Source organism: Haladaptatus pallidirubidus (assembly GCF_020700235.1).
In the GTDB taxonomy this organism is placed as follows: Archaea; Halobacteriota; Halobacteria; order Halobacteriales; family Haladaptataceae; genus Haladaptatus; species Haladaptatus pallidirubidus.
Window position 1 is genome coordinate 2,376,897 of record NZ_CP085301.1, and the last position, 19,672, is coordinate 2,396,568.

Sequence of the window (19,672 nt, forward strand, 5' to 3'; positions counted from 1 at the left end):
GTAAACGAGTGACACACTTAACCGCGGTCAACCCTAACGCTAGGTGAATCCGGCGGCGGGACTCGTTTCGTCGGTCGGAACGGAGTATGAACAAACAGAACACATACGAACGGTTGTACGAGGAAACGATACCGTCGGTCGTTTCGATATACGTCACGCCGCAAAACGTTGCGGAGGGGTTGCGAACCGGCGCAGGGTCAGGATTCGTGTACGACTACGACGGGCACGTCGTCACCAACCAACACGTCGTTGGGAGGGCGGGGGAAGTGGAACTTCGATTCAGCGACGGGGACTGGCGGACGGGAACGGTCGTCGGGCGGGACGAAAACACCGACCTCGCGGTCGTGCAGGTCACCGACTTGCCATCCTACGCAAAACCGCTTCCGGTCGCGACCGGCGAACCGAAACCGGGTCAGCGGGTCGCCGCACTCGGTAATCCGATGGGGTTGGATGGAACGATTACCGCGGGAATCGTCAGTGGAACGAACCGCTCGCTTCCGACCGGAAACGGGTTTGCCATCCCCGATACGGTACAGACCGACGCCGCCATCAATCCCGGGAACAGCGGCGGCCCGCTCGTGACGCTCGACGGCGAAGTGGTCGGTGCCAACCGCGCGCGACAGGGTGACGGCATCGGATTCGCTATTTCAGCGGCTATCGTCGCACGGGTCGTTCCCGACCTCGTCAGGGACGGTCACTACCGCCATCCGTATCTCAAAATATCAACCATAGACGTTTCGCCGCTCGTCGCCGAAGCAAACGGACTCGCGGAGACAGACGGCGTCCTTGTCGTGGACGTGCGTCTCGGCCCTGCAAGCGGCGCGTTCATCGGCTGCGAAATGGTTCGCGAACTGCGCGGGCGTGAAGTGCCCGTCGGTGGGGACGTTATCGTCGGCGTCGATGGACAGTCGATTCATTCGCACGAGGAACTGATGCGGTACCTCATCACCGAAGCCCATCCCGGAGAGCGGATCGAGGTGGAATTGATTCGGGAAGGAAGCCGAATGACCGAACTGGTGACGCTCGGTGAACGGCCCAGACGTTCCGGCCAGGGGCCCGTGGGTATTACCGTGAAATGAAGTAGAAACGCGAGGGAACGAGAACAACGGAAATAGTGGCGTTCGGTCGGGCATTAATTCGAACAATCGGTAGCGCGGAAACAGCGGAAATAGTGGGGTTGGGCGGATGAAATCCGAGATCTCGTAAGCGCCAACGGAAACCGTTTCGTCAGGTTTCTCGATCGTCGAGAAGCGACTGGTAGTACGGCCGAATACTTTCGTGAACTCCGGCGAGTTCGATGGTTTCCTCGAGTGCACTAACGACGAGTTGTAGGTCTTGTTTTAGCGCGTGTTCACGATACTTTCCACCGGACATTCCCTCGTTTTTCTCGGTCGAAGAGATGACCCCGAGCATGGCCAAATCCGCGAGATGGTCGCGCATTCGCCTGCTGGTTAGTGCCTCGGTACCGATGTGACTACATAGTTGTTCGTAGCGCGGACGAATATCTCGCGACCGGGCAGGGGTGTTACCCTCAGCTTCGATGGACGTGAGTGCGTACAGAATCAGTCGCGCGTGCTGGGTGAGGTCGGCAACGCCTTCCATGATTCGGTCGCGTTCTAGTTTCCGCCGAGCCTCCTGAACGTGCGTATCGACGACCTGTTCCGCCGCATCTTTTCGGGCGAGGTCGCCCGCTTCGAGAAGTAAGTCGAGTGCCTGCCGGGCGTCACCAGCGTCTTGCGCACCGTAAGCCGCGCAGAGTGGAATCACGTCGTCCGCCAAGGCATTTTCGTGAAACGCGACTTGGTCACGCTGATGAAGCACCTTCTGGAGTTCGCTGGCGTTGTACGGCGGAAACGAAACCTCCTTCTCACAGAGCGAGGAGCGAACTTTCGCCGAGAGAGAGTCGCGAAACGAAAGGTCGTTGCTGATGCCGATGAGACCGATTTTGGCGTGTTCGAGATAGCCGTTACTTCGGGCGCGTGGAATCTGATACAGAATGGAGTTGTCGTTGATGTGATCGACCTCGTCCAGAACGATGATGATGGTTCCCCCGAGTTTGTCGAGTTCGTCCCAGAGAAAACTGTAAACCTGCGCCTGCGGATAGCCCGTGTTGCTGATTTGGTCGGCTGGATCGCGGAGAGTGTTGACGAGTCGGACTGCCACTTGATAGCTAGAATTGAGTCCGTCACAGTTGATTTCGATGACCGAAAGCGAAATGTCGTCGTATCTGGCGGCATCCTCTTGGAGCTGGTTCAAGAGAAATCGAGTTGCGGCGGTTTTCCCGACGCCGCTTTTTCCGTAGAGGAAAATGTTCGACGGCGCTTCCCCGTTGATAATCGGTTGGAGGGCGGCGTGATACTCTTCGAGTTCGTCGTCGCGCCCGACCAGATTATTGGGCGTGTACTCCTCCAATAATGCGTCCCGGTTTTTGTAGAGAGAGTTATCCCGGTCGAAACTAAACGATGACATTACCAGATGGTTTTACGGAAGAGCATATAAAAGTGGGGCGTCCGCTGTTTCTTCTGTTTTTCAGGATATAAATATCCAATGGTTACGTCGGAGAGTGTTGTTTCCGGTGTTTCCGTATTTGCGTCCGACCGTTACGATCGGTTCACAATTTCATTTTTGTTGTTATTATATTTTAGCCGCTTTTATCTTTGTATTTTTCTATTTGCTGCTGCCTTTGACTCGACATTCATCTATTGTCTCCGCACTTCACGCTGTTTTCGCGGATTCCGCTCTATGCGCTTTTCGTTCCTCCGAGGGAGTCACGTTTTCTACACCTACGCTGATTATTTGGACACCGTCGTCAGACGCTTTCTTGTTCACCAGCCTAATCAGCACCGAAGATACCAGAGAGGATGATAGCAAGTAACAGGAATGATAGCAAGGAGTGGTATGGACACTGCATGGAGAACAGCGGAAACAGTGGAGGTATCGAGTGAAATCGTTTGTCGGATAGCGTTCTATAAGGCCTCTAACGGTAGAATCCGAACGTCTCGGGAAACAGATCCGTTGAAAGAGCACGGGTTTATTTATAAACACACACCCACCCCACTATTTCCTGTGTCTAGTTGGGCAGAAGGAGGATGGGGTAGAAAGGTGTATGAAGAACCGACAACTTTATCTCCATAGGTAAGAAACCATACCCGTAATGTGTAAACTATATTTTAGCTAAACATGGCTTAATGGATATATAGTCTAGAGGCCGACTATAACTAGCTAAATATATCTGAATACGTGTCTACTAATATAAATACGTCAAACTAAATCTTGCAACCGAGAAAACCGATCATCCACCTTCTTTCCGACCAGTAACCCGAACATTAGCCAAATTTAGCGAATATTAGCTCTCGCCTTGGTAATTTCGTCCTCTGTTCGACTACTGATTGACTCGCCATCCCCGACCCATCTCCGCCACAGAACAACGGAAATGATGGGGTGGGTGTCATTGTCAAATGTTAACACTAAAAATCTCGTACCTGGTGAAATATTAATATTCTGATTTATGTGAGGTTAAGAATTGATGCTACATGGTCTATTGTGACTTTTCCTTCGTCCTGAGTTCGACTCTTTCTGACTCTTTCTTTGGCTGACCAAACAACGGAAACTACGGGGTAGGTCACCTTCCGCCGTTCCCTATCCTCCCTCCATTGTATGTGTGACAACGGAAACTATGGTGTTGAAACGGAATGACTTCGTCCGGAGGACAGCGGAAATCGTGGGGTTGGCGAATTTGTTCCGGCGAACTGCTACGATGTCGAACAATTAGCGTCTCTAAAAGAGCAACTACACCCCCTATACTTCTGGTAGCGTCCGTGCGTCCACCAATTTACTCATATAGTAGCTTCGCTCGACAAACCCGGAACCGAGCGAACGAGTAAAATATCTCGTTGTCGCCGGTCTTCCCAACCGTAACTTCGAGTGATTTTGCGAACTCTCACGAACGTTAGAACTCCTCGTTCCGGGTGCTTCCAACACGGACTGGAGCGAATCGCTCCGCTATAATCAAGCCGGATAACAGCGGAAATAGTGGTGTCTACAAAATAGTGTTGAAAAATGACATTTATCTGCTAACCGTCAGTTTCGAGTATCTCTACACTGGATAGTTTCGTCTCAATGATGATAAATCGAAGTATGTTGGTAAACCGGAGTAAATATAACCACGTACTACACGAACAGCGGAAATAACGGTGTTATCATCTCAATCGGAACGGTGTCACCGTATAAAACTGGAGGTACCGATCTGTCGCTATCCGGCTTATTCGTCGCCGTTTGACTTGGATTAGTTTTGCTCGACTTCCAGAATGCGGGCGTCACAGTCCTCGCAGGTCGCCGCCACGACTTCCATCGAGCGACAGCAGGATTCGACGGTTTCCTGTTCTGCGGTAATCGTACCGCTACATTCCGGACAGGTTTCGAGAAAGATTCGGAGCCCGCTCAGAATTCGGCTCTGATTGTCCACGGAGAGTTCGTCCCAGTCGCCGTAGCGGTCGGACAGTTCGCGAGCCGCGGCGAGGTCGGCGACCAGCGCGGCGTGGGACTCCCATTGGCCGAGTCGGTGGCCGTCAATTCGGGCGAGGAAGGCGCTCTCGTGTTCCTCGAACTCAAGTTCCTCTTCGTCCGCACCGAGGATGCGACTCAAGTCGCTTTTTTCGGCACCGTCTTCGAGTACGCGCTCCATGCTCTCCTGCCACGCCGTTTGAAACTCGTTGTCGAGACAGAGATCGTCGATTTCTTCACAGGTTTCGATGACGCTCGCTTCCGTAAGCACCTCTTCAGGTTCGCGGTCAGACGCTTTGGGGGCCTCCGTCGGCGCGCCTATCTCGCTCTTGTCGAATATCCGGAGCAACCAATCGGGGAAGTACGTCTTCGTTAACGTCGGCGTTCCGGGGACGAGATAACCTCGGAGGTAGATGGCCGCCATACTGAACACAAAGAACGCGATACCGACTGGTATCGCCGCAAATGTCAGCGCTGTGCTGACGACCACGGCGATTGTCACGTTTACAATCGTGCAAGGGGTACAACGGTTTTCCCCTACGTATTCCGTTTGTCTGAACCGGTCGACGTATCCCGGTAGTTCCGTACTCATTTCGTTTCTATTATTTTGCTTCATAACTATATACTTATTGTTGAAATAGATTGATGGCGGTTAAAAATGCCGGACGTCGGGCAATGGAATATAGTTGCCACTTTGACAAATAGCAGCCACAGCTTCTATAATAGTATCAGTCACAACCCCTAAAACAGCATTCAGTCGCTTGCTTCTACCGTTGTTCTCAACTATCCGCTTGGCGATTCCGCCCCTCGAAGCCGAATCGTTACGATGCTTCCGCGTGGTTCGTTGGTGCCGAACGTGAGTTCGCCGCCGAACTTGCCGACGACCCAGTTCGTCAGCCATAGACCGAGCCCACTTCCATGTTGGAGCGCGGTTTCCCTCCCATCGATGAGAACCAACTGTTCCTCTTTCGGGATTCCCGGTCCATCGTCCAAGACGATTATTTCCGTCCAGTTGTCCTCCTCCAAATCGACGGTGGTTACTGAAAGCATTACGTCTGGAGCATCCCGATCGTTGTGCTCGATTGCGTTCTCGACGACCTTGTTGATGACTGTATCGAGCGTTTTGTCCCCGTAGACCCATGCGGTATCGGGAAGTTCGGTCGAGAGAGCGACGTTTGGATACGACCTCTGAAGGTCGGAACAGGCGCGTTCGATGATACTCGTAATTTCTACGGCTGTCTCCGTTTTGCCGCTTCTGTCGAGCGTCTTTCCGACTTCGCGGGCCTTCTCGCTGATGTCGATTAGCTCGGCCGCTTTTCGTTTTATGATTTCGACGCTCTCCGCCGTTTCTAGAACGGTTTCCTTGATGTTGTCCGCGTGCCCGAGTACGACGTTCAAGTCGTTTCGGAGGTTGTGTCGGAGGATACGGTTGAACACCTGTAGTCGCTGTTCCCGTCGTACCAACTCCTGTCGCGTTCGAACCGAATTTATCGCGTAGGCGATGCTGTTTCCGAACTTCGAAAGTACCTGCCGCTCCGTTTCATCAAATGCGTGCGGATGGTCGGTATAGACGTTCAAAACGCCGTAGAGTGAAGTTTCGTACCGGAGCGGTATGACGGCCTTAGAGTGATACCCGCGTTCGAGCGCTTTTTCCCGCCAGTGCTCCAATGACGAATCTGGTGGGTTTATCTCTTCTGTGTGAATTACTTTCCCCGTACAACTTGTCCCTTCTGTACTCTCTATCTCCTTGTCGACGGAAACCTCCACTTCTGCAAAATCTTCTCCTGAAAAATTCCCGTCCGCAATATCCTGCGTAATCTGTATCTCTCCGGTTTCAAACGCGCGGGAAACCGAATTCGATTCGTGTTCTTTCGTGTCGGTGTGAAACACTGCGTCGAGATAGCCCGCTTCGATTCCGGCGGAAAATCGCGGTGTGATGCAACCATCCTCTTCTTTTCCTACCCATGCGAACAGATAGGATTGGGAGTCGGCGAGGCGCTCGCAGACGGATTTTTCGATGTCCTCTCGCGTGGACGCTTCGAGAAGCGACTGGCTCACGTCCCAAATAAGGTCATTGATTGCTATCTGTCGTCGAACCGCCTTCTCCGCACGGCGGTGGGAGACCGCGTTTTCGATTCGGTTGGCGAGGGAAACGAACTGTCGCCGTCCGTCGCCTTTTTGGAGATAGTCAGTTACCCCTGCGGAAATAGCCCTGCTGGCGGTGTTTTCGCTTCCACCACCCGTCATGAGGATAAACGGCAGTTCCGGACGTATCTCCCTAACCGAATCTAACAGTTCCAGCCCGTTCATCCCCGGCATCTCGTAGTCACTAACGACGCAGTCGAACTGCTCCTCTTTCAGACGATTGAGGGCGTCGTGTGGGGCGTTTTCGGTGTGAACTTCCACGTCGTCGAGTTTCTGCTGGAGGATGTCCGACGCGACCGTTGCGAAGAACTGGTTGTCCTCGACGTGAAGCACCCGAATCGGGCGACGTTCCATTCTACTACTGGTCTTGTATGTGACCAATAAATAACTTTATCCTGGTCTCCCCTTTTCACTCAATCATATAAATATATCGTCGTATGTTTTGTTGGATTATCTATGTTTAAACATCGGTGTAGTGATTTTATGCGGCCTCTCGACTCACGAAATCTGCCGATTCCGGTCAGTCGCGCCCTTCCGGCCCGACCGGAACTTCACCGAACGATGGTGTTTTCGTGTTTTTCGGGGATGCCCATTCGACGGCGTTTCCGAGAATTTGTCGTATCTCCGACTGCCGATAGATGGGATACGTCTCGTGTCCCGGTCGAAAGTAAAAAATCCGGCCTGACCCGCGGCGGTAACAACAACCGCTTCGGAACACTTCGCCGCCCTCGAACCAACTCGCGAAGATCAGTTCGTCCGGTGCGGGAACGTCGAATCGTTCACCGTACATCTCCGCCTTCGGCACGACGACTTGCTCGCCGATTCCTCGCGCAATCGGATGGTTCGGCTCCACCGTCCAGAGTCGCTCCCGTTCGCCCTCGTTTCGCCATTTCAGGTCGCAGGTCGTCCCCATGAGTCGTTTGAATATTTTCGAAAAATGACCGGAATGGAGAACGATAAGACCCATACCGTCGAGAACGTGCTTTTGAACTCGTTCTACGACCTCGTCTGCAACCTCCTCGTGGGCGGCATGTCCCCACCACGTCAGTACGTCCGTGTCATCGAGCACGGCTTCGGTGAGACCGTGCTCCGGTTCGTCCAACGTGGCGGTTGTCACGTCGAAACCACGCGATTCGAACAGTTCCGCGAGTATCGCGTGGATTCCATCCGGATAGCACTCCTCCGCCGCTCCTCCCTCTCGCTCGTGTCGAAATTCGTTCCACACCGTGACTCGCGGTTTGTTCATGCGGCATACCACTTCGGAGAGCCATTCACTGTTTCGGAATGATACCGACAGAAAATCTCTCGGCACGGTGTTTACCAATGCCGTTTATTCGACCTCCCCGCGAAGTCGCCACATGGAACCACGAATTAGCATCGTCACGCTGGGCGTTTCAGACCTCGACGAGCCCATTCAGTTCTATCGAGACGGCCTCTCGCTCCCGATGGACGAACGCGACGCTGACGCCTCGATTGCTTTCTTCGAAATGTCGGGAATGAAACTCTCGCTCTACCCTCGCGAACTGCTCGCCGAGGATGCGACGGTTTCCTCCGGGGTCGGTGAATTCGACGTGAATCACGCTCGCGCACAACGTCGAATCACAGAATGCAGTGGACGACGTTCTCGACGAGGCGGTTTCGGCGGGTGGCGAACTCGTGAAACCGGCACAGGAGGCGGATTGGGGCGGTTACTCCGGCTACTTCGCCGACCCGGACGGTCACCTCTGGGAAGTCGCGTGGAATCCGTACTGGGAATTCTAAACAGAGAACTATCGTGATCATCGTACGATTTTTCATTCGCGTCTCCGTCTGTAACCATCTACGCGAGAACTTCCAAGAGGGAATTTGATACGATTTTCTCGCGAAACGAATCAGAAAGTTTTCATTCGAACTGTTTGAATTGGCATGCGACGCTGTTGGTTTCTCGCAACCGGAACCGCCCTCCTTTCCGCCGTTGTCGCCGGATGTGGCCACCACTCTGTCGTTCTCGGTGTGGACGACGCGACAGCAGACGACATCGCCGACGAAGTTTCGACGACCGCCGACCTCGGTTCTGAAGAATATACTCTCGTCACATCGCCCCGCGAGAATGGGTCGGCTACACGGAGCGGACTGTACGAACTGTTCGACCGAACTAACGCCGTCCGGGTTGACGATTCCTTCGACGAAGTTTCGGAGGCTCGACTCACGAGTAGCGAAGTGACGGTTTACGAGGATCTCATCGATTTCGAACCGGAAGATACGACGCCGAAACTCGACGAAATCGAATACGAGAACTTGCCGGAGACGGATCGCCAACGCCTCGACTCCCTCTTTTCGGGGGAAACTCCGGCTAGTCAAGACGGGTTCGGTATCGGCTTCAGTTACGAAACTGCCGGAGAAGTGGGGGAACGAATCGGTGTTCGTTCCGGAGCGACAGTACGACATCGTCGTTCGCGGCGAGAATCGGTAGCGGGTTGGAATCGACTCCCGAACTGCCTCCGAGGCTGAGTACCGATACGAGGTGACGGAGATAGCTCCTGATGATGATACATTCGCCGAGCAGATTCGACAGTAAAACCTGTTCACACTCACGGAACTTTCCGACGCCGAACGTGCAGTCGTCACGGAAGCAATTGAGGGAGGGTATTTCGAAGCGAACGACGCCTTCAACTCGGTGACTAACCGCATCCGAGGGTACGAGGGATTAGACGTGGATGAGTTCTATGGGACGTGGCTCATCGAGTACGAGGGTGCTGAGTATCTCACCTACGCTGAATGGTAACTACTTTGTCGACACTACTCCTCTGCAACTTCGTCGTCCTCCCATCCTTCGCTGTACACCTGTTCGTCGGGAACGCCGATGTCCGCGAGTTTCTCCCTCGTTTCCACGACCATTCCCGGAACGCCGCAGACGTAGACATCCGTTTCTTCCGGTGACGAAACTACTTCCTCGATATGCTGCTGAACGTGTCCCGTTTTCCCCGCCCATTCTTCCTCGGAGAGTGAATACACTACGGTTAGGTTCTCGTGCGCCGATTCGAGTTGGTCGAGCGTTTCACGGAACATAACGTCTTCCTGCGTTTTCTCGCCGTAGAGGAACGTCGCCTCGCCAGTCCCTTCCCGGAGATACTGTTTCACCATCGCCATCATCGGCGTGATTCCGGTTCCGGTCGAGACGAACGCCACGTCCGAATCCAAATTCCGAAGATAGAGGTTTCCGTCCAACTCTTCGATTTGGATGATGTCTCCGGGTTCTCGCTCGTGCATGTACACCGACGCGGTGCCCTCGTTGTACTTCTTTATCGCCAGCGTGATACTGTCCGTTCCGGGTCGCGTCGTCGCGGTGTAGGGTCGAATCACTTCGTCGCCGTTCTGTTCGAAGTGCAACTGGGTGTGTTGACCGGGCTCGAAATCGAACTCGTCGGCGGCGGAGAGTTCGAATTGCTTTACCTGCGGGGTCATCCGATGAATGGACGTGATTTCGACTTCGCGCATGACTTGTTTCTCATTGGTAACACGGGTAAACGAATTGGCCAACACGTCCGTCCGAGTCGTTCGTCCGATTTGAACCGTGCCGAATACGCAAGCAGAGTGCATAACCGGTTCGACCGGCTTATTTACTCTATGACAGAGTATGCAGACCTCTCTGATGTCCCTCGAAACAAACGTGGTTCGATCCGACGAGTGCGAAAACTAAGCACTCTGCTCGACGAAGCGTTTCGCGTCCCCGGAACGAACTTTCGGTTCGGACTCGACCCAGTGATGGGCCTTTTGCCTGTCGGCGGCGACGTGGCGTCCGCCTTGATTTCTCTCTACATCGTCCTCGAAGGCTATATGATGGGCGTCCCTCGGCACACGCTCGTCCGAATGCTGGTGAACATCCTCATCGACACCTTCGGCGGGTCTGTGCCACTTCTCGGGTCGCTGTTCGACGCCGGTTGGAAGGCGAACGTTCGAAACCGAAAACTGCTCGAAAAACACATTTAATTATCGAGTTCGAGCGTCACGTCCTCCGCCTCGAAATCCTCGATGAACGACCCGGAACCACCGATACTAACCTCTCCATCCTCAGTTTCGAGGACGAGGGCGGTTTCGACCGGAAATGCATTGGACGCCGGTTCGACGAGTCCCTGTCGCACGGCGGCGATCGTTCCCTCGATGGTCACCGGGCCGTTTTCGCCGCCGACTTGCCGTGCGTGAACACGCGCGCGAACCGGATAATTTCCCCGACGATGGAGCGTCGCGTGTAACACTGCGTGGCGAAAGTCGTGGAACGTCCGCGGAAGTTCCGCCGGAGCGATTGCGTACACTTCGTTCGCCATCGGCCAGTAGTTGCCGAGAAACGATCCGACGAGGACGGGAACGAGTTGTTCCTGTGCGAACGTAATCGACTGCTTGTCGCTGTTCGAGCGAACTATCATCTCGGTCGGTGCGACGAGGCCGAATCGCTGATCGACGGTGAGCGTCGTCGGCATCGGTTCGCGCCACGCACGCGCGGCGCTCGCGATGCCTTCGAACTCCGATTCGTCGATGTCGTCGGGGTTGACGCCGCTGACGACGAGCAGGACGAGAACACCGCGCTCGACTGCCGCCCCGAGTTCGTTTGCCACCTCGGGAAGGTGTTCGTAGGGTATCGAGAGCGTGATTTCCTCGTTCGCCTCTGCCAGACAATTTTCGATTCGTTTGATGACGGTGACGCGGGATTTGATGACCTCGAATTGATCGGGGTCGCTGGTCGTCGCGGAAAATCGTTCGTCCAGCGCCGGGCGCATCGTTTCGATCCGGTCGGACAGCGTCCCGATGACCTGTTCCGGTGGATTCGCCCGAATCATCGTGGGCACCACGTGGTCGTTGACGTCCACGAAACCTCGTTCTGCCAACTTCTCGCTGGTGCTGTAGACGTAGCGTTTCGAGACGCCAGCGTCATCCGCGATGGTGCTGGCTTTCGCCTCGCCCTGTTCCAAGATTGCGAGATATGTGTCGACTTCCTTCTCCGAAAGACCGAACTGCCGAAGCAGGTCGGAGAGCGTGCGGTCGTCCATTCGTTGTCGGGTCTTCTTCGTGAAAGTATAAACCTCACTCGGTGACGAGGGCGACGACGACGCTCTCAACCGTGAGTTTCGTTCCGCCATCGTCCACAGTCGTTCCGCCGTCGCTCTCTTCTGCGCCCGGAATCCGGTCGCCCGTCACGATATTTTCATCCTCGATTTCCGCGTTCAACGTTACCTCTCGCGCCGATTCGCCGAAGTTCAGGATCACGACTGCGCGCGAGTCCGCGGACTCGCGCGCGAACGCGACGACACTCTCAGAGCCGTTTTTCGCTTCCAGTTCGACCCGTTCCACCGACCCGTCACGAAGGACGGGATGCTCGTCGCGCGTGCTGCTCAGTGCGCGGTGGAACGCGGTCAACTCGTCGTCGCCGTGTTCCCACCGCATCGTTCCGCGATAGTCGGTCATGCCGCGCTCTTGGCCGTAGTAAATCATCGGCGCGCCGGGAAGCGTGAACGTCGCGGCGGTCGCGGCCTTGAGCGCGTCGTAGCCGCAGTCGTCCAGATAGCGCGATTCGTCGTGATTTTCGACGTACCGCAGATGCACTGCGCTGTCGGGGAAACCAGACCGTATCCCGTCTTTCAACGCATCGAAAATCGCGGTGGCGGGTTTCTCGCCCCGCCCGATTTCGCGCAGGGTTCCGTACATCGTCGTGTCGTAGTGCATCGTAAATTCGCCTTCGTGGTAGTCTGGATCTCGCGGAATCGTCTCGTCCAGCAGGAGGAAATCGTCCGGAACCCTGCTTGCGATTTCCTTCCAGAATTCGTGCGGGACGCCCCACGCAACGTCGCATCGGAATCCATCGACCATTCCGGCCCACTCGTCGACCACGTCGAGGAGGAACCGACGCACGGCGAGGGAATCGAAGTTGAAGTTCGGAATCTGTTCCCAGTTGAAGTAGCGTTGGGCGCGTTTTTCTCCCGTCTCTTCGTCCGCTTTCCAGACGTACCAGTCGCGGTACTCCGGTACACCCGCCGCGCTCATCGCGCTCTACGCCACGTTCGTCCAGGTCGGACTGGACAACAGCAAACTCGCGCTGTCGGCGTACTACGCGGCGACCGCTGTGCCGTTCAACACGTGGCTGTTGAAGACGTACATGGACAACATCCCGACCTCCTACGAGGAGGCGGCGATGATGGACGGCGCGTCCTCGTGGCGCATCGTCTGGGAAGTCATCCTGCCGCTGTCGAAGGCCGGACTGGTGACCGTACTCGTGTTTAGCTTCCTCGCGGGATGGACTGAGTTCATCGTCGCGCAACTCCTGCTCGACGCGGACAAGTACACGCTTCCGGTGGGACTCTACAGCCTCGTCGGCAAGTATTCGACGCCGTGGGCGCGGTTCTCGACCTTCGCCTTAACCTTCGCCACGCCCATCATGCTCGTGTATCTGTTCGCCCAGCGCTACATCGAGAGCGGCCTGTCGTTCGGCGGGATGGAAGGGTAAAATCGAGACTGATGCTGTCAGACTCGGCTCGAACTCGGTGCAGAACGGAGACGGGAAAGTCTATCTTTTTGTCGCATCCTCAACGATAGTGTGAAAGCCGTAGGCGAACTGCTGGAATCCGTAAAAGGCGACGACGCCCCAGACGAGTAGTGCTGGTATGGCGGCAAGCCACGGGCTGAACATGGCGACGAGTACGGATGCCGAGATACTACCGACGAAAAGGGGAATGGTTCCAACGATGCCGTTGAACGCGACGTCAGTGGCTGCAGACTGGCGAGACATGTTCATCTATCGAACAGAGTAGCATAAAATATTTTGTATCAATCACGTCACTCGTGAAGATACTCTACAACGAAGCAATCGCAGACTACGGACTTACCACCGCAACGTCTCCGAACAGCGCGTCGCCCTCGTGAACGAGCACCGTCGCGCCGCTTTTTCCTGTTCCGGGAGTCGGGCGTAGTCAGGGTGCCGAGGTGACGACCTGTTCTACGTCAGCGAGGGACTGGCCGACCACGGCCAGTCCCGACCGAAGCGTGTCGAGCGTTCCGGTCGCTCTGACGCTCGTGCCGATGAGCGTCGTCGGTTCGACAGACGCGGTGCCGAGCACGTAGACGCTGTTTTCTCCCTCGAACTCCGCGTTTCCGAGTCGAATTCGTTCCACAGCTAGGGCTATATATCACATCGATGTCACTTTTGTTTCCGCACTTGAATGGTACGACTACTCGTGCATCGCGAAATAGGCGACGAACCGTCGTATCGCGTTACGAGTCGTCTGTCAGAATCTGAGCGAGCGAGAGTGCTCCGAACGCCGAAACGAGGAGGGCGCCCCAAACGAGGTCGGGGACGAGCGAAAATGGCCGAATGCCGACCCACGCCGAAGAAACCAGTGCGATTCCGATCGCGGTGAGACGTCGGTAGTATCGAAGCCACGGAAGCCCAGCGTCCGAGTCGTCGACCGCGTTGGCGTCGGTCGCGTTCTCATCTGCAATTTCGCCGGGGGTGTCGAGATACGGGTCGAACTGGTCCGCCAGCGGACCGCGTTCGACGATACCGCGACTCTGGTTGTACTCGATGATACCCTCGTTGTCCAGTTTGGGGAGGTGTGACTGGTAGAGTGCGATATAAACGCGCTGGCGCTCGTTGGAGGAGAGTTTCCGTACCGTCGTGTCGTTTTCCCACGCGGCGACCTGTTCGGCGAGGTCGCGCATTTCGATCGGACCGTCGGTGCTCTTGAGGTAGCGAAGTGCGTCCCGGCGGCGTTGGGTCTGGAGGATGTGAAAGATTTTGTCGCGCGATAGCGGTTCCGGTCGTTCTTCGACCTCGTTTTCGAATTCGTCTATCGGCGGTGAGTCGCTACTCGCGCTCATCGTTTGTCCTGATATCTGTCGCTTACCCCTCGATTCGCGTCGTTCAAGCCGGGATTGTCGTCGTTGGTTCGTCTCAGCATTTGCAATCGCCCCGGTAATCGGTCGTTTCGTTGCTCGCGTGCCATGTGATTCAATATCTTCGGTAGATTTTAAAAAGGTGTTGGGTTCGAGTCAATGAGAACGATCTAATTCATATATAATTTAGATATGGTACTACCGAGTAGCAGAACATTATCGCTCGTCCAGGACAGTCATCGGGCTTTTAATATTTGGAAATCGAAGCTTTCCACGACGATGGCACGGTTTAGCAGGGATTCGTACCGGCGTGGCGTCTGCCAACTCGCGAGCGATGTCCACGAGCGAATGGGTGCCGGAATGAGTATGCGCTCCGCCCTGTATCGCTCGCTCGGCGGGTGCGTTTTTGACCTCTGGAACCGCGAGGTGTCGCTTCGCATCTGCGAACTGTCCGAGCGGGAACCGGAAATCGATGTGGTGAACGACGTCGTCGCCGAGGACAGGAGCGACACGCACGCCGACTACGAGGTGTATATCCGCGCCATGGCGCTCTCCGTCCTCGCACAGGACGTGTGCCGTGTGGTCGAAGACACGGTTGTCGATGCGAATTCCGCGGAACTGCGGAACAATCGGCGCGAACTTCCGGAGTAGGTGAACACACGACCGACAGGCGCGGGACGATTCCGGGCAGTAGATTTACTCACGGTGCCGTCGTGTCCTCATTATGACCGAAGCTGACAGTTCGGACGAGGAGTTTCAACCCTGCGCCAACTGCGGCAAACTAGTCAATATCTCCGACCATCATCCGACGGTCGTCGTCAAACACGGCGCGACTGCCAACGACGTAGAGCGAGTGACGCTTCATTTCTGTAGCGAGGACTGTCTGGACGAATGGACGGGGCCGTTTCTGGACTAAGGTGTCGATTACCCCCCGTAATCTCCGTATCCGATAGAAACGTTCTCCGGGCTTTACGCACCCCCGAGCGCACCTCTTTCGTATGGACGCTCAGCTTCCCGAATCGCGCGCAAAGCAGGTTGGAATCGCGGCGGGTGCCGCCGTCGGAGCCGTCGTACTTTTGCTCGCCGTCCTTCCGGTGGCACTGCTCGCAGTCGAACTCGTCGCCGGAATCGTGGTCACAATCGTCTCGATACTCACCGAACCTCGTAGGGGTCGTCGTCCGGCATGAACCGACCCAAATCCACCGTTTGCTGGTAGTCACCCGAGAGGATCGCGTCTAGTCGCGCCCGAAGTTTTTCGGCGTCGTCGTCTCCCCACTCGCGCGGGTCACGCACCGGCACGACGAGAAAGCCTCGTCCCTTGATTTCTCTGGCGTGGAGCGCCGACATATCAGGCACTCCACCGTCAAACCCGTACTTTCCGGCTTGCGCGGTGAACTCCCAGAAGACGTGCTCGGTCGCCCTCTCGCCCACCGGGAGCAAGATGTGGGCCGCAATCGCCCGGAGTTCGGCGTCGAAAAACCGCTCCATGTCGGCGTACTCCGCTGGAGTTGGATTTCTCTCTCCCGGCAGACAGCACATGTGGAGGTAGCTCATGAACAGGTTTCTGATGGCTGGTTCGTCGCTGTAGGCGTCGCCGAGCAGGCCGACGTCGTTCAGCACCGGCTGGAGCGTCTCACCCACTTCGCTTCCCGTGAACGGGATGCTCGTTTCGTGGCCACCGTGCACTCCCGGATGGTCGCCGACGAGGTGAAAATCTGCGTTCGCATCGCCGTAGCCGAACACCGCGCAGGTTCCGCCGGGGACGCATTCGTGCTGGCAGGGCGGACGCATTCCGAACGGATTGCTGATTCTGTCCGTGACGTTCTGCACGGAATCTCGTAGGATAGAGGTGGTTAAAGACGGTACGGTTCCGGACGAGGCTGGACGAACTGGGACTGAACGAACTATTTACTTTTCGTTCACTTCCAGCACCCGTCCCGCCGCAATCGTTTGGCCCATGTCCCGCACCGCGAAACTACCCAGTTCGGGAATTTCGGACGAGGGTTCGATTGAGAGCGGTTTCTGCGGCCTGACGGTCACGACGGCGGCGTCACCGCTCTGGATGAAGTCGGGATGTTCTTCTTCGACCTCGCCGCTAGCGGGGTTGATTTTCTGGTCGATCGCCTCGATTGTGCAGGCGACCTGCGCCGTGTGCGCGTGGAAAACCGGCGTGTACCCCGAGGTGATAACCGAGGGGTGTTGCATCACGACGATTTGGGCTTTGAACGTCTCCGCGACCTTCGGCGGGTCGTCCGCTGGGCCTGCAACGTCACCCCTGCGAATATCGTTTTTGCCGACTCCGCGGACGTTGAACCCGACGTTGTCTCCGGGTTTGGCCTCCGGAACCTCCTCGTGGTGCATCTCGATGGTTTTCACTTCCCCGCTCACGTCGCTCGGTTGGAACGACACCGATTCGCCGATGTTCAGGATTCCCGTTTCGACGCGCCCGACCGGCACCGTCCCGATTCCGGAAATCGTGTACACGTCCTGAATCGGCAGGCGGAGCGGCGCGTCGGTCGGCGGTTCCGGTTCCGGCAGGTTGTTCAGGGCTTCGAGGATGACTCGTCCGTCGTACCACGGCGTGTTGTCGCTTTCCTCCACGACGTTGTCGCCCTCCAGCGCCGAAATCGGGATGAACTCGGCGTCGTCGGTGTTGAATCGCACTTGATTCAGCAAGTCTTTCACCTCCGCGACGACCTCCCGATAGCGGTCTTCGTCGTAATCGACCGCGTCCATCTTGTTCACGGCGACGATGAGTTCGCCGATGCCGAGCGTTCGCGCGAGGAAAACGTGCTCCTGGGTCTGCGGCTGGACGCCGTCGTCCGCGCCGACGACGAGCACCGCGTTGTCGGCTTGGCTCGCGCCGGTGATCATGTTCTTCACGAAGTCGCGGTGCCCCGGCGTATCGACGATGGTGAAATAGTATTCGTCCGTGTTGAACTCCTGATGGGCGATGTCGATGGTGACCCCGCGTTCGCGCTCCTCCGCGAGGTTGTCCATTACGTAGGCGAACTCGAACCCGCCTTTACCTTTCTCCTCCGCTTCTTTCTTGTGCTGTTCAATGACGTGCTCGGGGACGCTTCCCGTCTCGAAGAGGAGGCGTCCGACTAACGTCGATTTCCCGTGGTCTACGTGGCCGATAATCGCTAAGTTCTGGTGTGGCTTGTCTGGCATCTCCTGTTCCCCGTACTCTGTATTGTTCACTCTCAGCGACAAAAACAGTTGTGTCGAAATCGCCTGTTTCACGCCGCTGTCGGCCGAAATAACTCGTTCGTGAATGCTACCATTTCCGGAGAAAGTATTTATCACCGAGTCGTGATGATAACGATACGTCAGATGTCCTCGCTCTCCCGTCGTACGGTTCTCCTGCTCGGTGCCACGACACTCGCTTTCGGAGTGGCTGGCTGTTCTCGTCTCGCTTCGTGGTCGGAACCCGACCCACCGCGAATCGTGGATTTCAGAACCATGAATTTCGACGACGAACCGCACACTGTCCACGTACTTCTCCGCAGAGATGGCGAAACCGCCTACCGGAAGTCGCTTCGACTGAAGGCTGGTCGTTCAGACGACCCTTCTGGGAGTAAATTTGAAGCATATCCGGCAGAGTCAGGTGCCGACGTTCTCTATGCGTGGCGTGACGACCAATCGAAGGATCAGCGACGAAAACTCGATTTCAGTGAGTACGAAACGGAATGCATCGGCTTCCAGATTCTCGTCGGAGATATCGACGAGTCCGCTCCAAGAGTTTCCATCTGGCAGACGACGAACTGCAACGCAGGAACGTAAATCCGGTAAAACGTGTCTTGCCGCTCCCCGCCGATTTAATCCCGTGCCACTCGAACCCATCACACATGCGCGCCGCAGTGCTGAAAGCCTATGGCGAACCCTTGGAGATAGAGGATGTCCCGAACCCCGACCCGGAACCGCACGGCGTCGTCGTCGAAACCGAGGCCTGCGGCATCTGCCGGAGCGACTGGCACGCGTGGCAGGGCCACGGCGAATGGGCGGACGACCAAGTGCCACTCGGCCAGATTCTCGGTCACGAACCAGCGGGCACCGTCGTCTCGGTCGGCGAGCAGGTGCGCGGCATCGAACAGGGCGACCGAATCGCGGTGCCGTTCAACCTCGGTCGCGGCCACTGTGAGTTTTGCCAGAACGGTCACGGCAACGTCTGTGAAAACGGCATCTCGCTCGGTTTCGAGACGAACGCGCCCGGCGCGTTCGCCGAACAGGTGCACGTTCCCTACGCCGACTACAACGCGGTTCACCTGCCGGAAAACGTTTCCTCGGTCGAAATGGCCGGACTCGGTTGTCGGTTCGTGACGGCCTACCACGCGCTCGCGCACCGCGCCGACCTCACGCCGGGCGACTGGGTCGCGGTACACGGCTGTGGCGGCGTCGGCCTCTCGGCGGTTCACGTCGCGGACGCCCTCGGGGCGAACGTCGTCGCGGTCGATTTGGACGACGACAAATTCGACACGGCAACAGAACTGGGCGCGGACGAGACGGTATCCGCCGAATCGCCCGACGTTCCGGCGGAAATCCGCAATCGCGTCGGTGAGGGCGGAGCGCACGTCTCGATAGACGCGCTAGGCATCGCGGAAACCTGTCGCAACTCCATCGACTGTCTCCGCAAGCGTGGTCAGCACGTCCAACTCGGTTTGACCACCGACGCGGAACGAGGTGAAGTGTCCCTGCCGACTGACGCGATGACGATGCGTGAAATCACGTTTCTCGGTTCGCGCGGGATGCCACAATCGCGGTACGGCGAACTGCTACGGATGCTCGACCGGGACGCACTTTCGCCCGGAAAATTGGTCACCAAGACGGTTTCGCTGGCCGACGTGCCTGATAGGCTCGACGCGATGAGCGACTTCAGAACGTCGGGTATCGAAGTCGTCGAATTTTCGCACTAGCCGTCTCGATACTCGTCCAAACAGAGCGCGAAGAAGGTGAGTCCCATCGAACAACAGATGATACCCGCGATGACGATAACATGTTGACCGTACGGTGCCGAACCCGTCTGGAATTGCGACAGCACGGCTCCGCCGACGGCGACGAACAACGCGCCGAACGCGGCGAAGAGGAGCGTTTTGACCCGCCGTGCGTTCATGTATTCGCGCACTGTCCCCCTTACTTCATTACCGTTTCCCTCCGTCGAACC

21 protein-coding genes and 3 pseudogenes are annotated in these 19,672 nt (G+C 56.5%); 10 read left to right on the plus strand and 14 right to left on the minus strand.

Features of this window, described 5'->3' with window-relative positions:
• Positions 1 to 86: 86 nt before the first annotated feature.
• Positions 87 to 1,079, plus strand: a complete 993-nt coding sequence (locus LIX15_RS12880) for a S1C family serine protease (RefSeq protein WP_227773589.1) — start codon at positions 87 to 89, stop codon at positions 1,077 to 1,079.
• Positions 1,080 to 1,227: 148 nt separating this feature from the next.
• On the opposite strand, the gene LIX15_RS12885 is transcribed toward LIX15_RS12880, so the two are convergent.
• From LIX15_RS12885 to LIX15_RS12900, 4 genes are all read right to left on the minus strand, one after another.
• The gene (locus tag LIX15_RS12885; RefSeq protein WP_049972124.1) at positions 1,228 to 2,469 is read right to left on the minus strand and encodes an orc1/cdc6 family replication initiation protein; all 1,242 of its coding nucleotides are present in this window, start codon (positions 2,467 to 2,469) and stop codon (positions 1,228 to 1,230) included.
• Between the two features lie 1,816 nt (positions 2,470 to 4,285).
• Positions 4,286 to 5,119, minus strand: a complete 834-nt coding sequence (locus tag LIX15_RS12890; protein WP_497007437.1) for a DUF8054 domain-containing protein — start codon at positions 5,117 to 5,119, stop codon at positions 4,286 to 4,288.
• Between the two features lie 167 nt (positions 5,120 to 5,286).
• Positions 5,287 to 7,002 (minus strand): response regulator, encoded by a 1,716-nt coding sequence (locus LIX15_RS12895; RefSeq protein ID WP_227773591.1) that lies wholly within the window; start codon positions 7,000 to 7,002, stop codon positions 5,287 to 5,289.
• 166 nt (positions 7,003 to 7,168) lie between these two features.
• On the minus strand, positions 7,169 to 7,894 hold the full coding sequence (locus LIX15_RS12900) for a ThuA domain-containing protein (protein WP_227773592.1): 726 nt from the start codon (positions 7,892 to 7,894) through the stop codon (positions 7,169 to 7,171).
• 112 nt (positions 7,895 to 8,006) lie between these two features.
• Here LIX15_RS12900 and LIX15_RS33255 point away from each other — a divergent pair.
• Both LIX15_RS33255 and LIX15_RS12915 read left to right on the plus strand, forming a co-directional pair.
• Positions 8,007 to 8,409 (plus strand): annotated as a pseudogene (locus LIX15_RS33255) (VOC family protein).
• Between the two features lie 144 nt (positions 8,410 to 8,553).
• Positions 8,554 to 9,412 (plus strand): annotated as a pseudogene (locus LIX15_RS12915) (hypothetical protein).
• A 14-nt stretch (positions 9,413 to 9,426) separates the two neighbouring features.
• Here LIX15_RS12915 and LIX15_RS12920 read toward each other — a convergent pair.
• Positions 9,427 to 10,125 (minus strand): ferredoxin--NADP reductase, encoded by a 699-nt coding sequence (locus tag LIX15_RS12920; protein WP_345412630.1) that lies wholly within the window; start codon positions 10,123 to 10,125, stop codon positions 9,427 to 9,429.
• Between the two features lie 129 nt (positions 10,126 to 10,254).
• On the opposite strand from LIX15_RS12920, the gene LIX15_RS12925 reads away from it, so the two are divergent.
• Positions 10,255 to 10,617 (plus strand): DUF4112 domain-containing protein, encoded by a 363-nt coding sequence (locus LIX15_RS12925; protein ID WP_227773596.1) that lies wholly within the window; start codon positions 10,255 to 10,257, stop codon positions 10,615 to 10,617.
• Here the strand turns inward: LIX15_RS12925 and LIX15_RS12930 are convergent.
• Positions 10,614 to 11,672 carry a TrmB family transcriptional regulator gene (locus LIX15_RS12930; RefSeq protein ID WP_227773597.1) on the minus strand — a complete coding sequence of 353 codons (1,059 nt, stop codon included), beginning with the start codon at positions 11,670 to 11,672 and terminating at the stop codon, positions 10,614 to 10,616. The two genes, LIX15_RS12925 and LIX15_RS12930, sit on opposite strands and share 4 nt — an antisense overlap.
• A gap of 34 nt (positions 11,673 to 11,706) precedes the next feature.
• Positions 11,707 to 12,663, minus strand: coding sequence for an alpha-amylase family glycosyl hydrolase (locus LIX15_RS12935; RefSeq protein ID WP_227773598.1), 957 nt, complete (start codon positions 12,661 to 12,663; stop codon positions 11,707 to 11,709).
• Here LIX15_RS12935 and LIX15_RS12940 point away from each other — a divergent pair.
• A pseudogene (locus LIX15_RS12940) lies at positions 12,653 to 13,123 on the plus strand (ABC transporter permease subunit); the annotation flags it as partial. The gene LIX15_RS12935 and the pseudogene LIX15_RS12940 overlap by 11 nt on opposite strands.
• Before the next feature lie 60 nt (positions 13,124 to 13,183).
• Here the strand turns inward: LIX15_RS12940 and LIX15_RS12945 are convergent.
• The 4 genes from LIX15_RS12945 to LIX15_RS32825 form a co-directional block, all read right to left on the minus strand.
• The gene (locus tag LIX15_RS12945) at positions 13,184 to 13,405 is read right to left on the minus strand and encodes a hypothetical protein (protein ID WP_227773599.1); all 222 of its coding nucleotides are present in this window, start codon (positions 13,403 to 13,405) and stop codon (positions 13,184 to 13,186) included.
• Positions 13,406 to 13,586: 181 nt separating this feature from the next.
• Complete coding sequence (locus LIX15_RS12950) at positions 13,587 to 13,787, minus strand: hypothetical protein (RefSeq protein WP_227773600.1); 201 nt, start codon at positions 13,785 to 13,787, stop codon at positions 13,587 to 13,589.
• Positions 13,788 to 13,887: 100 nt separating this feature from the next.
• Positions 13,888 to 14,493, minus strand: a complete 606-nt coding sequence (locus LIX15_RS12955) for a DUF7344 domain-containing protein (protein WP_227773601.1) — start codon at positions 14,491 to 14,493, stop codon at positions 13,888 to 13,890.
• Complete coding sequence (locus LIX15_RS32825) at positions 14,490 to 14,618, minus strand: hypothetical protein (protein ID WP_265338373.1); 129 nt, start codon at positions 14,616 to 14,618, stop codon at positions 14,490 to 14,492. Before LIX15_RS32825 ends, LIX15_RS12955 begins: the two co-directional genes overlap by 4 nt.
• A 169-nt stretch (positions 14,619 to 14,787) precedes the next feature.
• Here LIX15_RS32825 and LIX15_RS12960 point away from each other — a divergent pair, with 169 nt between their 5' ends.
• The 3 genes from LIX15_RS12960 (at position 14,788) to LIX15_RS12970 (ending at position 15,695) form a co-directional block, all read left to right on the plus strand.
• Positions 14,788 to 15,159 (plus strand): hypothetical protein, encoded by a 372-nt coding sequence (locus tag LIX15_RS12960; protein ID WP_227773602.1) that lies wholly within the window; start codon positions 14,788 to 14,790, stop codon positions 15,157 to 15,159.
• A 73-nt stretch (positions 15,160 to 15,232) separates the two neighbouring features.
• Positions 15,233 to 15,424: a DUF7576 family protein gene (locus LIX15_RS12965; protein ID WP_227773603.1), complete on the plus strand. Its 192-nt coding sequence runs from the start codon at positions 15,233 to 15,235 to the stop codon at positions 15,422 to 15,424.
• Between the two features lie 82 nt (positions 15,425 to 15,506).
• Complete coding sequence (locus LIX15_RS12970) at positions 15,507 to 15,695, plus strand: hypothetical protein (RefSeq protein ID WP_227773604.1); 189 nt, start codon at positions 15,507 to 15,509, stop codon at positions 15,693 to 15,695.
• On the opposite strand, the gene LIX15_RS12975 is transcribed toward LIX15_RS12970, so the two are convergent.
• Positions 15,661 to 16,338 carry a uracil-DNA glycosylase family protein gene (locus LIX15_RS12975; protein ID WP_227773605.1) on the minus strand — a complete coding sequence of 226 codons (678 nt, stop codon included), beginning with the start codon at positions 16,336 to 16,338 and terminating at the stop codon, positions 15,661 to 15,663. The genes LIX15_RS12970 and LIX15_RS12975 overlap by 35 nt on opposite strands.
• Positions 16,339 to 16,416: 78 nt before the next feature.
• Complete coding sequence (tuf, locus tag LIX15_RS12980) at positions 16,417 to 17,682, minus strand: translation elongation factor EF-1 subunit alpha (protein WP_227776886.1); 1,266 nt, start codon at positions 17,680 to 17,682, stop codon at positions 16,417 to 16,419.
• A 144-nt stretch (positions 17,683 to 17,826) separates the two neighbouring features.
• On the opposite strand from tuf, the gene LIX15_RS12985 reads away from it, so the two are divergent.
• Positions 17,827 to 18,294 (plus strand): hypothetical protein, encoded by a 468-nt coding sequence (locus LIX15_RS12985; protein WP_227773606.1) that lies wholly within the window; start codon positions 17,827 to 17,829, stop codon positions 18,292 to 18,294.
• 65 nt (positions 18,295 to 18,359) lie between these two features.
• The gene (locus tag LIX15_RS12990; protein WP_227773607.1) at positions 18,360 to 19,424 is read left to right on the plus strand and encodes a zinc-dependent alcohol dehydrogenase family protein; all 1,065 of its coding nucleotides are present in this window, start codon (positions 18,360 to 18,362) and stop codon (positions 19,422 to 19,424) included.
• Here LIX15_RS12990 and LIX15_RS12995 read toward each other — a convergent pair.
• Positions 19,421 to 19,621 carry a hypothetical protein gene (locus LIX15_RS12995; protein ID WP_227773608.1) on the minus strand — a complete coding sequence of 67 codons (201 nt, stop codon included), beginning with the start codon at positions 19,619 to 19,621 and terminating at the stop codon, positions 19,421 to 19,423. The genes LIX15_RS12990 and LIX15_RS12995 overlap by 4 nt on opposite strands.
• Between the last annotated feature and the right edge of the window lie 51 nt (positions 19,622 to 19,672).

What these genes read in the sequence shown, in the direction of transcription:
- LIX15_RS12985 (WP_227773606.1), top strand. Translation starts at nt 17,827, where the DNA reads ATGATAACGATACGTCAGATGTCCTCGCTCTCCCGTCGTACGGTTCTC.
- LIX15_RS12990 (WP_227773607.1), top strand. Translation starts at nt 18,360, where the DNA reads ATGCGCGCCGCAGTGCTGAAAGCCTATGGCGAACCCTTGGAGATAGAG.
- LIX15_RS12895 (WP_227773591.1), bottom strand. Translation starts at nt 7,002, where the DNA reads ATGGAACGTCGCCCGATTCGGGTGCTTCACGTCGAGGACAACCAGTTC.
- LIX15_RS12955 (WP_227773601.1), bottom strand. Translation starts at nt 14,493, where the DNA reads ATGAGCGCGAGTAGCGACTCACCGCCGATAGACGAATTCGAAAACGAG.
- LIX15_RS12890 (WP_497007437.1), bottom strand. Translation starts at nt 5,119, where the DNA reads ATGAAGCAAAATAATAGAAACGAAATGAGTACGGAACTACCGGGATAC.
- LIX15_RS12920 (WP_345412630.1), bottom strand. Translation starts at nt 10,125, where the DNA reads ATGCGCGAAGTCGAAATCACGTCCATTCATCGGATGACCCCGCAGGTA.
- LIX15_RS12970 (WP_227773604.1), top strand. Translation starts at nt 15,507, where the DNA reads ATGGACGCTCAGCTTCCCGAATCGCGCGCAAAGCAGGTTGGAATCGCG.
- LIX15_RS32825 (WP_265338373.1), bottom strand. Translation starts at nt 14,618, where the DNA reads ATGGCACGCGAGCAACGAAACGACCGATTACCGGGGCGATTGCAAATG.
- LIX15_RS12930 (WP_227773597.1), bottom strand. Translation starts at nt 11,672, where the DNA reads ATGGACGACCGCACGCTCTCCGACCTGCTTCGGCAGTTCGGTCTTTCG.
- LIX15_RS12965 (WP_227773603.1), top strand. Translation starts at nt 15,233, where the DNA reads ATGACCGAAGCTGACAGTTCGGACGAGGAGTTTCAACCCTGCGCCAAC.
- LIX15_RS12945 (WP_227773599.1), bottom strand. Translation starts at nt 13,405, where the DNA reads ATGTCTCGCCAGTCTGCAGCCACTGACGTCGCGTTCAACGGCATCGTT.
- LIX15_RS12995 (WP_227773608.1), bottom strand. Translation starts at nt 19,621, where the DNA reads ATGAACGCACGGCGGGTCAAAACGCTCCTCTTCGCCGCGTTCGGCGCG.
- LIX15_RS12900 (WP_227773592.1), bottom strand. Translation starts at nt 7,894, where the DNA reads ATGAACAAACCGCGAGTCACGGTGTGGAACGAATTTCGACACGAGCGA.
- tuf (WP_227776886.1), bottom strand. Translation starts at nt 17,682, where the DNA reads ATGCCAGACAAGCCACACCAGAACTTAGCGATTATCGGCCACGTAGAC.
- LIX15_RS12885 (WP_049972124.1), bottom strand. Translation starts at nt 2,469, where the DNA reads ATGTCATCGTTTAGTTTCGACCGGGATAACTCTCTCTACAAAAACCGG.
- LIX15_RS12960 (WP_227773602.1), top strand. Translation starts at nt 14,788, where the DNA reads ATGGCACGGTTTAGCAGGGATTCGTACCGGCGTGGCGTCTGCCAACTC.
- LIX15_RS12925 (WP_227773596.1), top strand. Translation starts at nt 10,255, where the DNA reads ATGACAGAGTATGCAGACCTCTCTGATGTCCCTCGAAACAAACGTGGT.
- LIX15_RS12880 (WP_227773589.1), top strand. Translation starts at nt 87, where the DNA reads ATGAACAAACAGAACACATACGAACGGTTGTACGAGGAAACGATACCG.
- LIX15_RS12935 (WP_227773598.1), bottom strand. Translation starts at nt 12,663, where the DNA reads ATGAGCGCGGCGGGTGTACCGGAGTACCGCGACTGGTACGTCTGGAAA.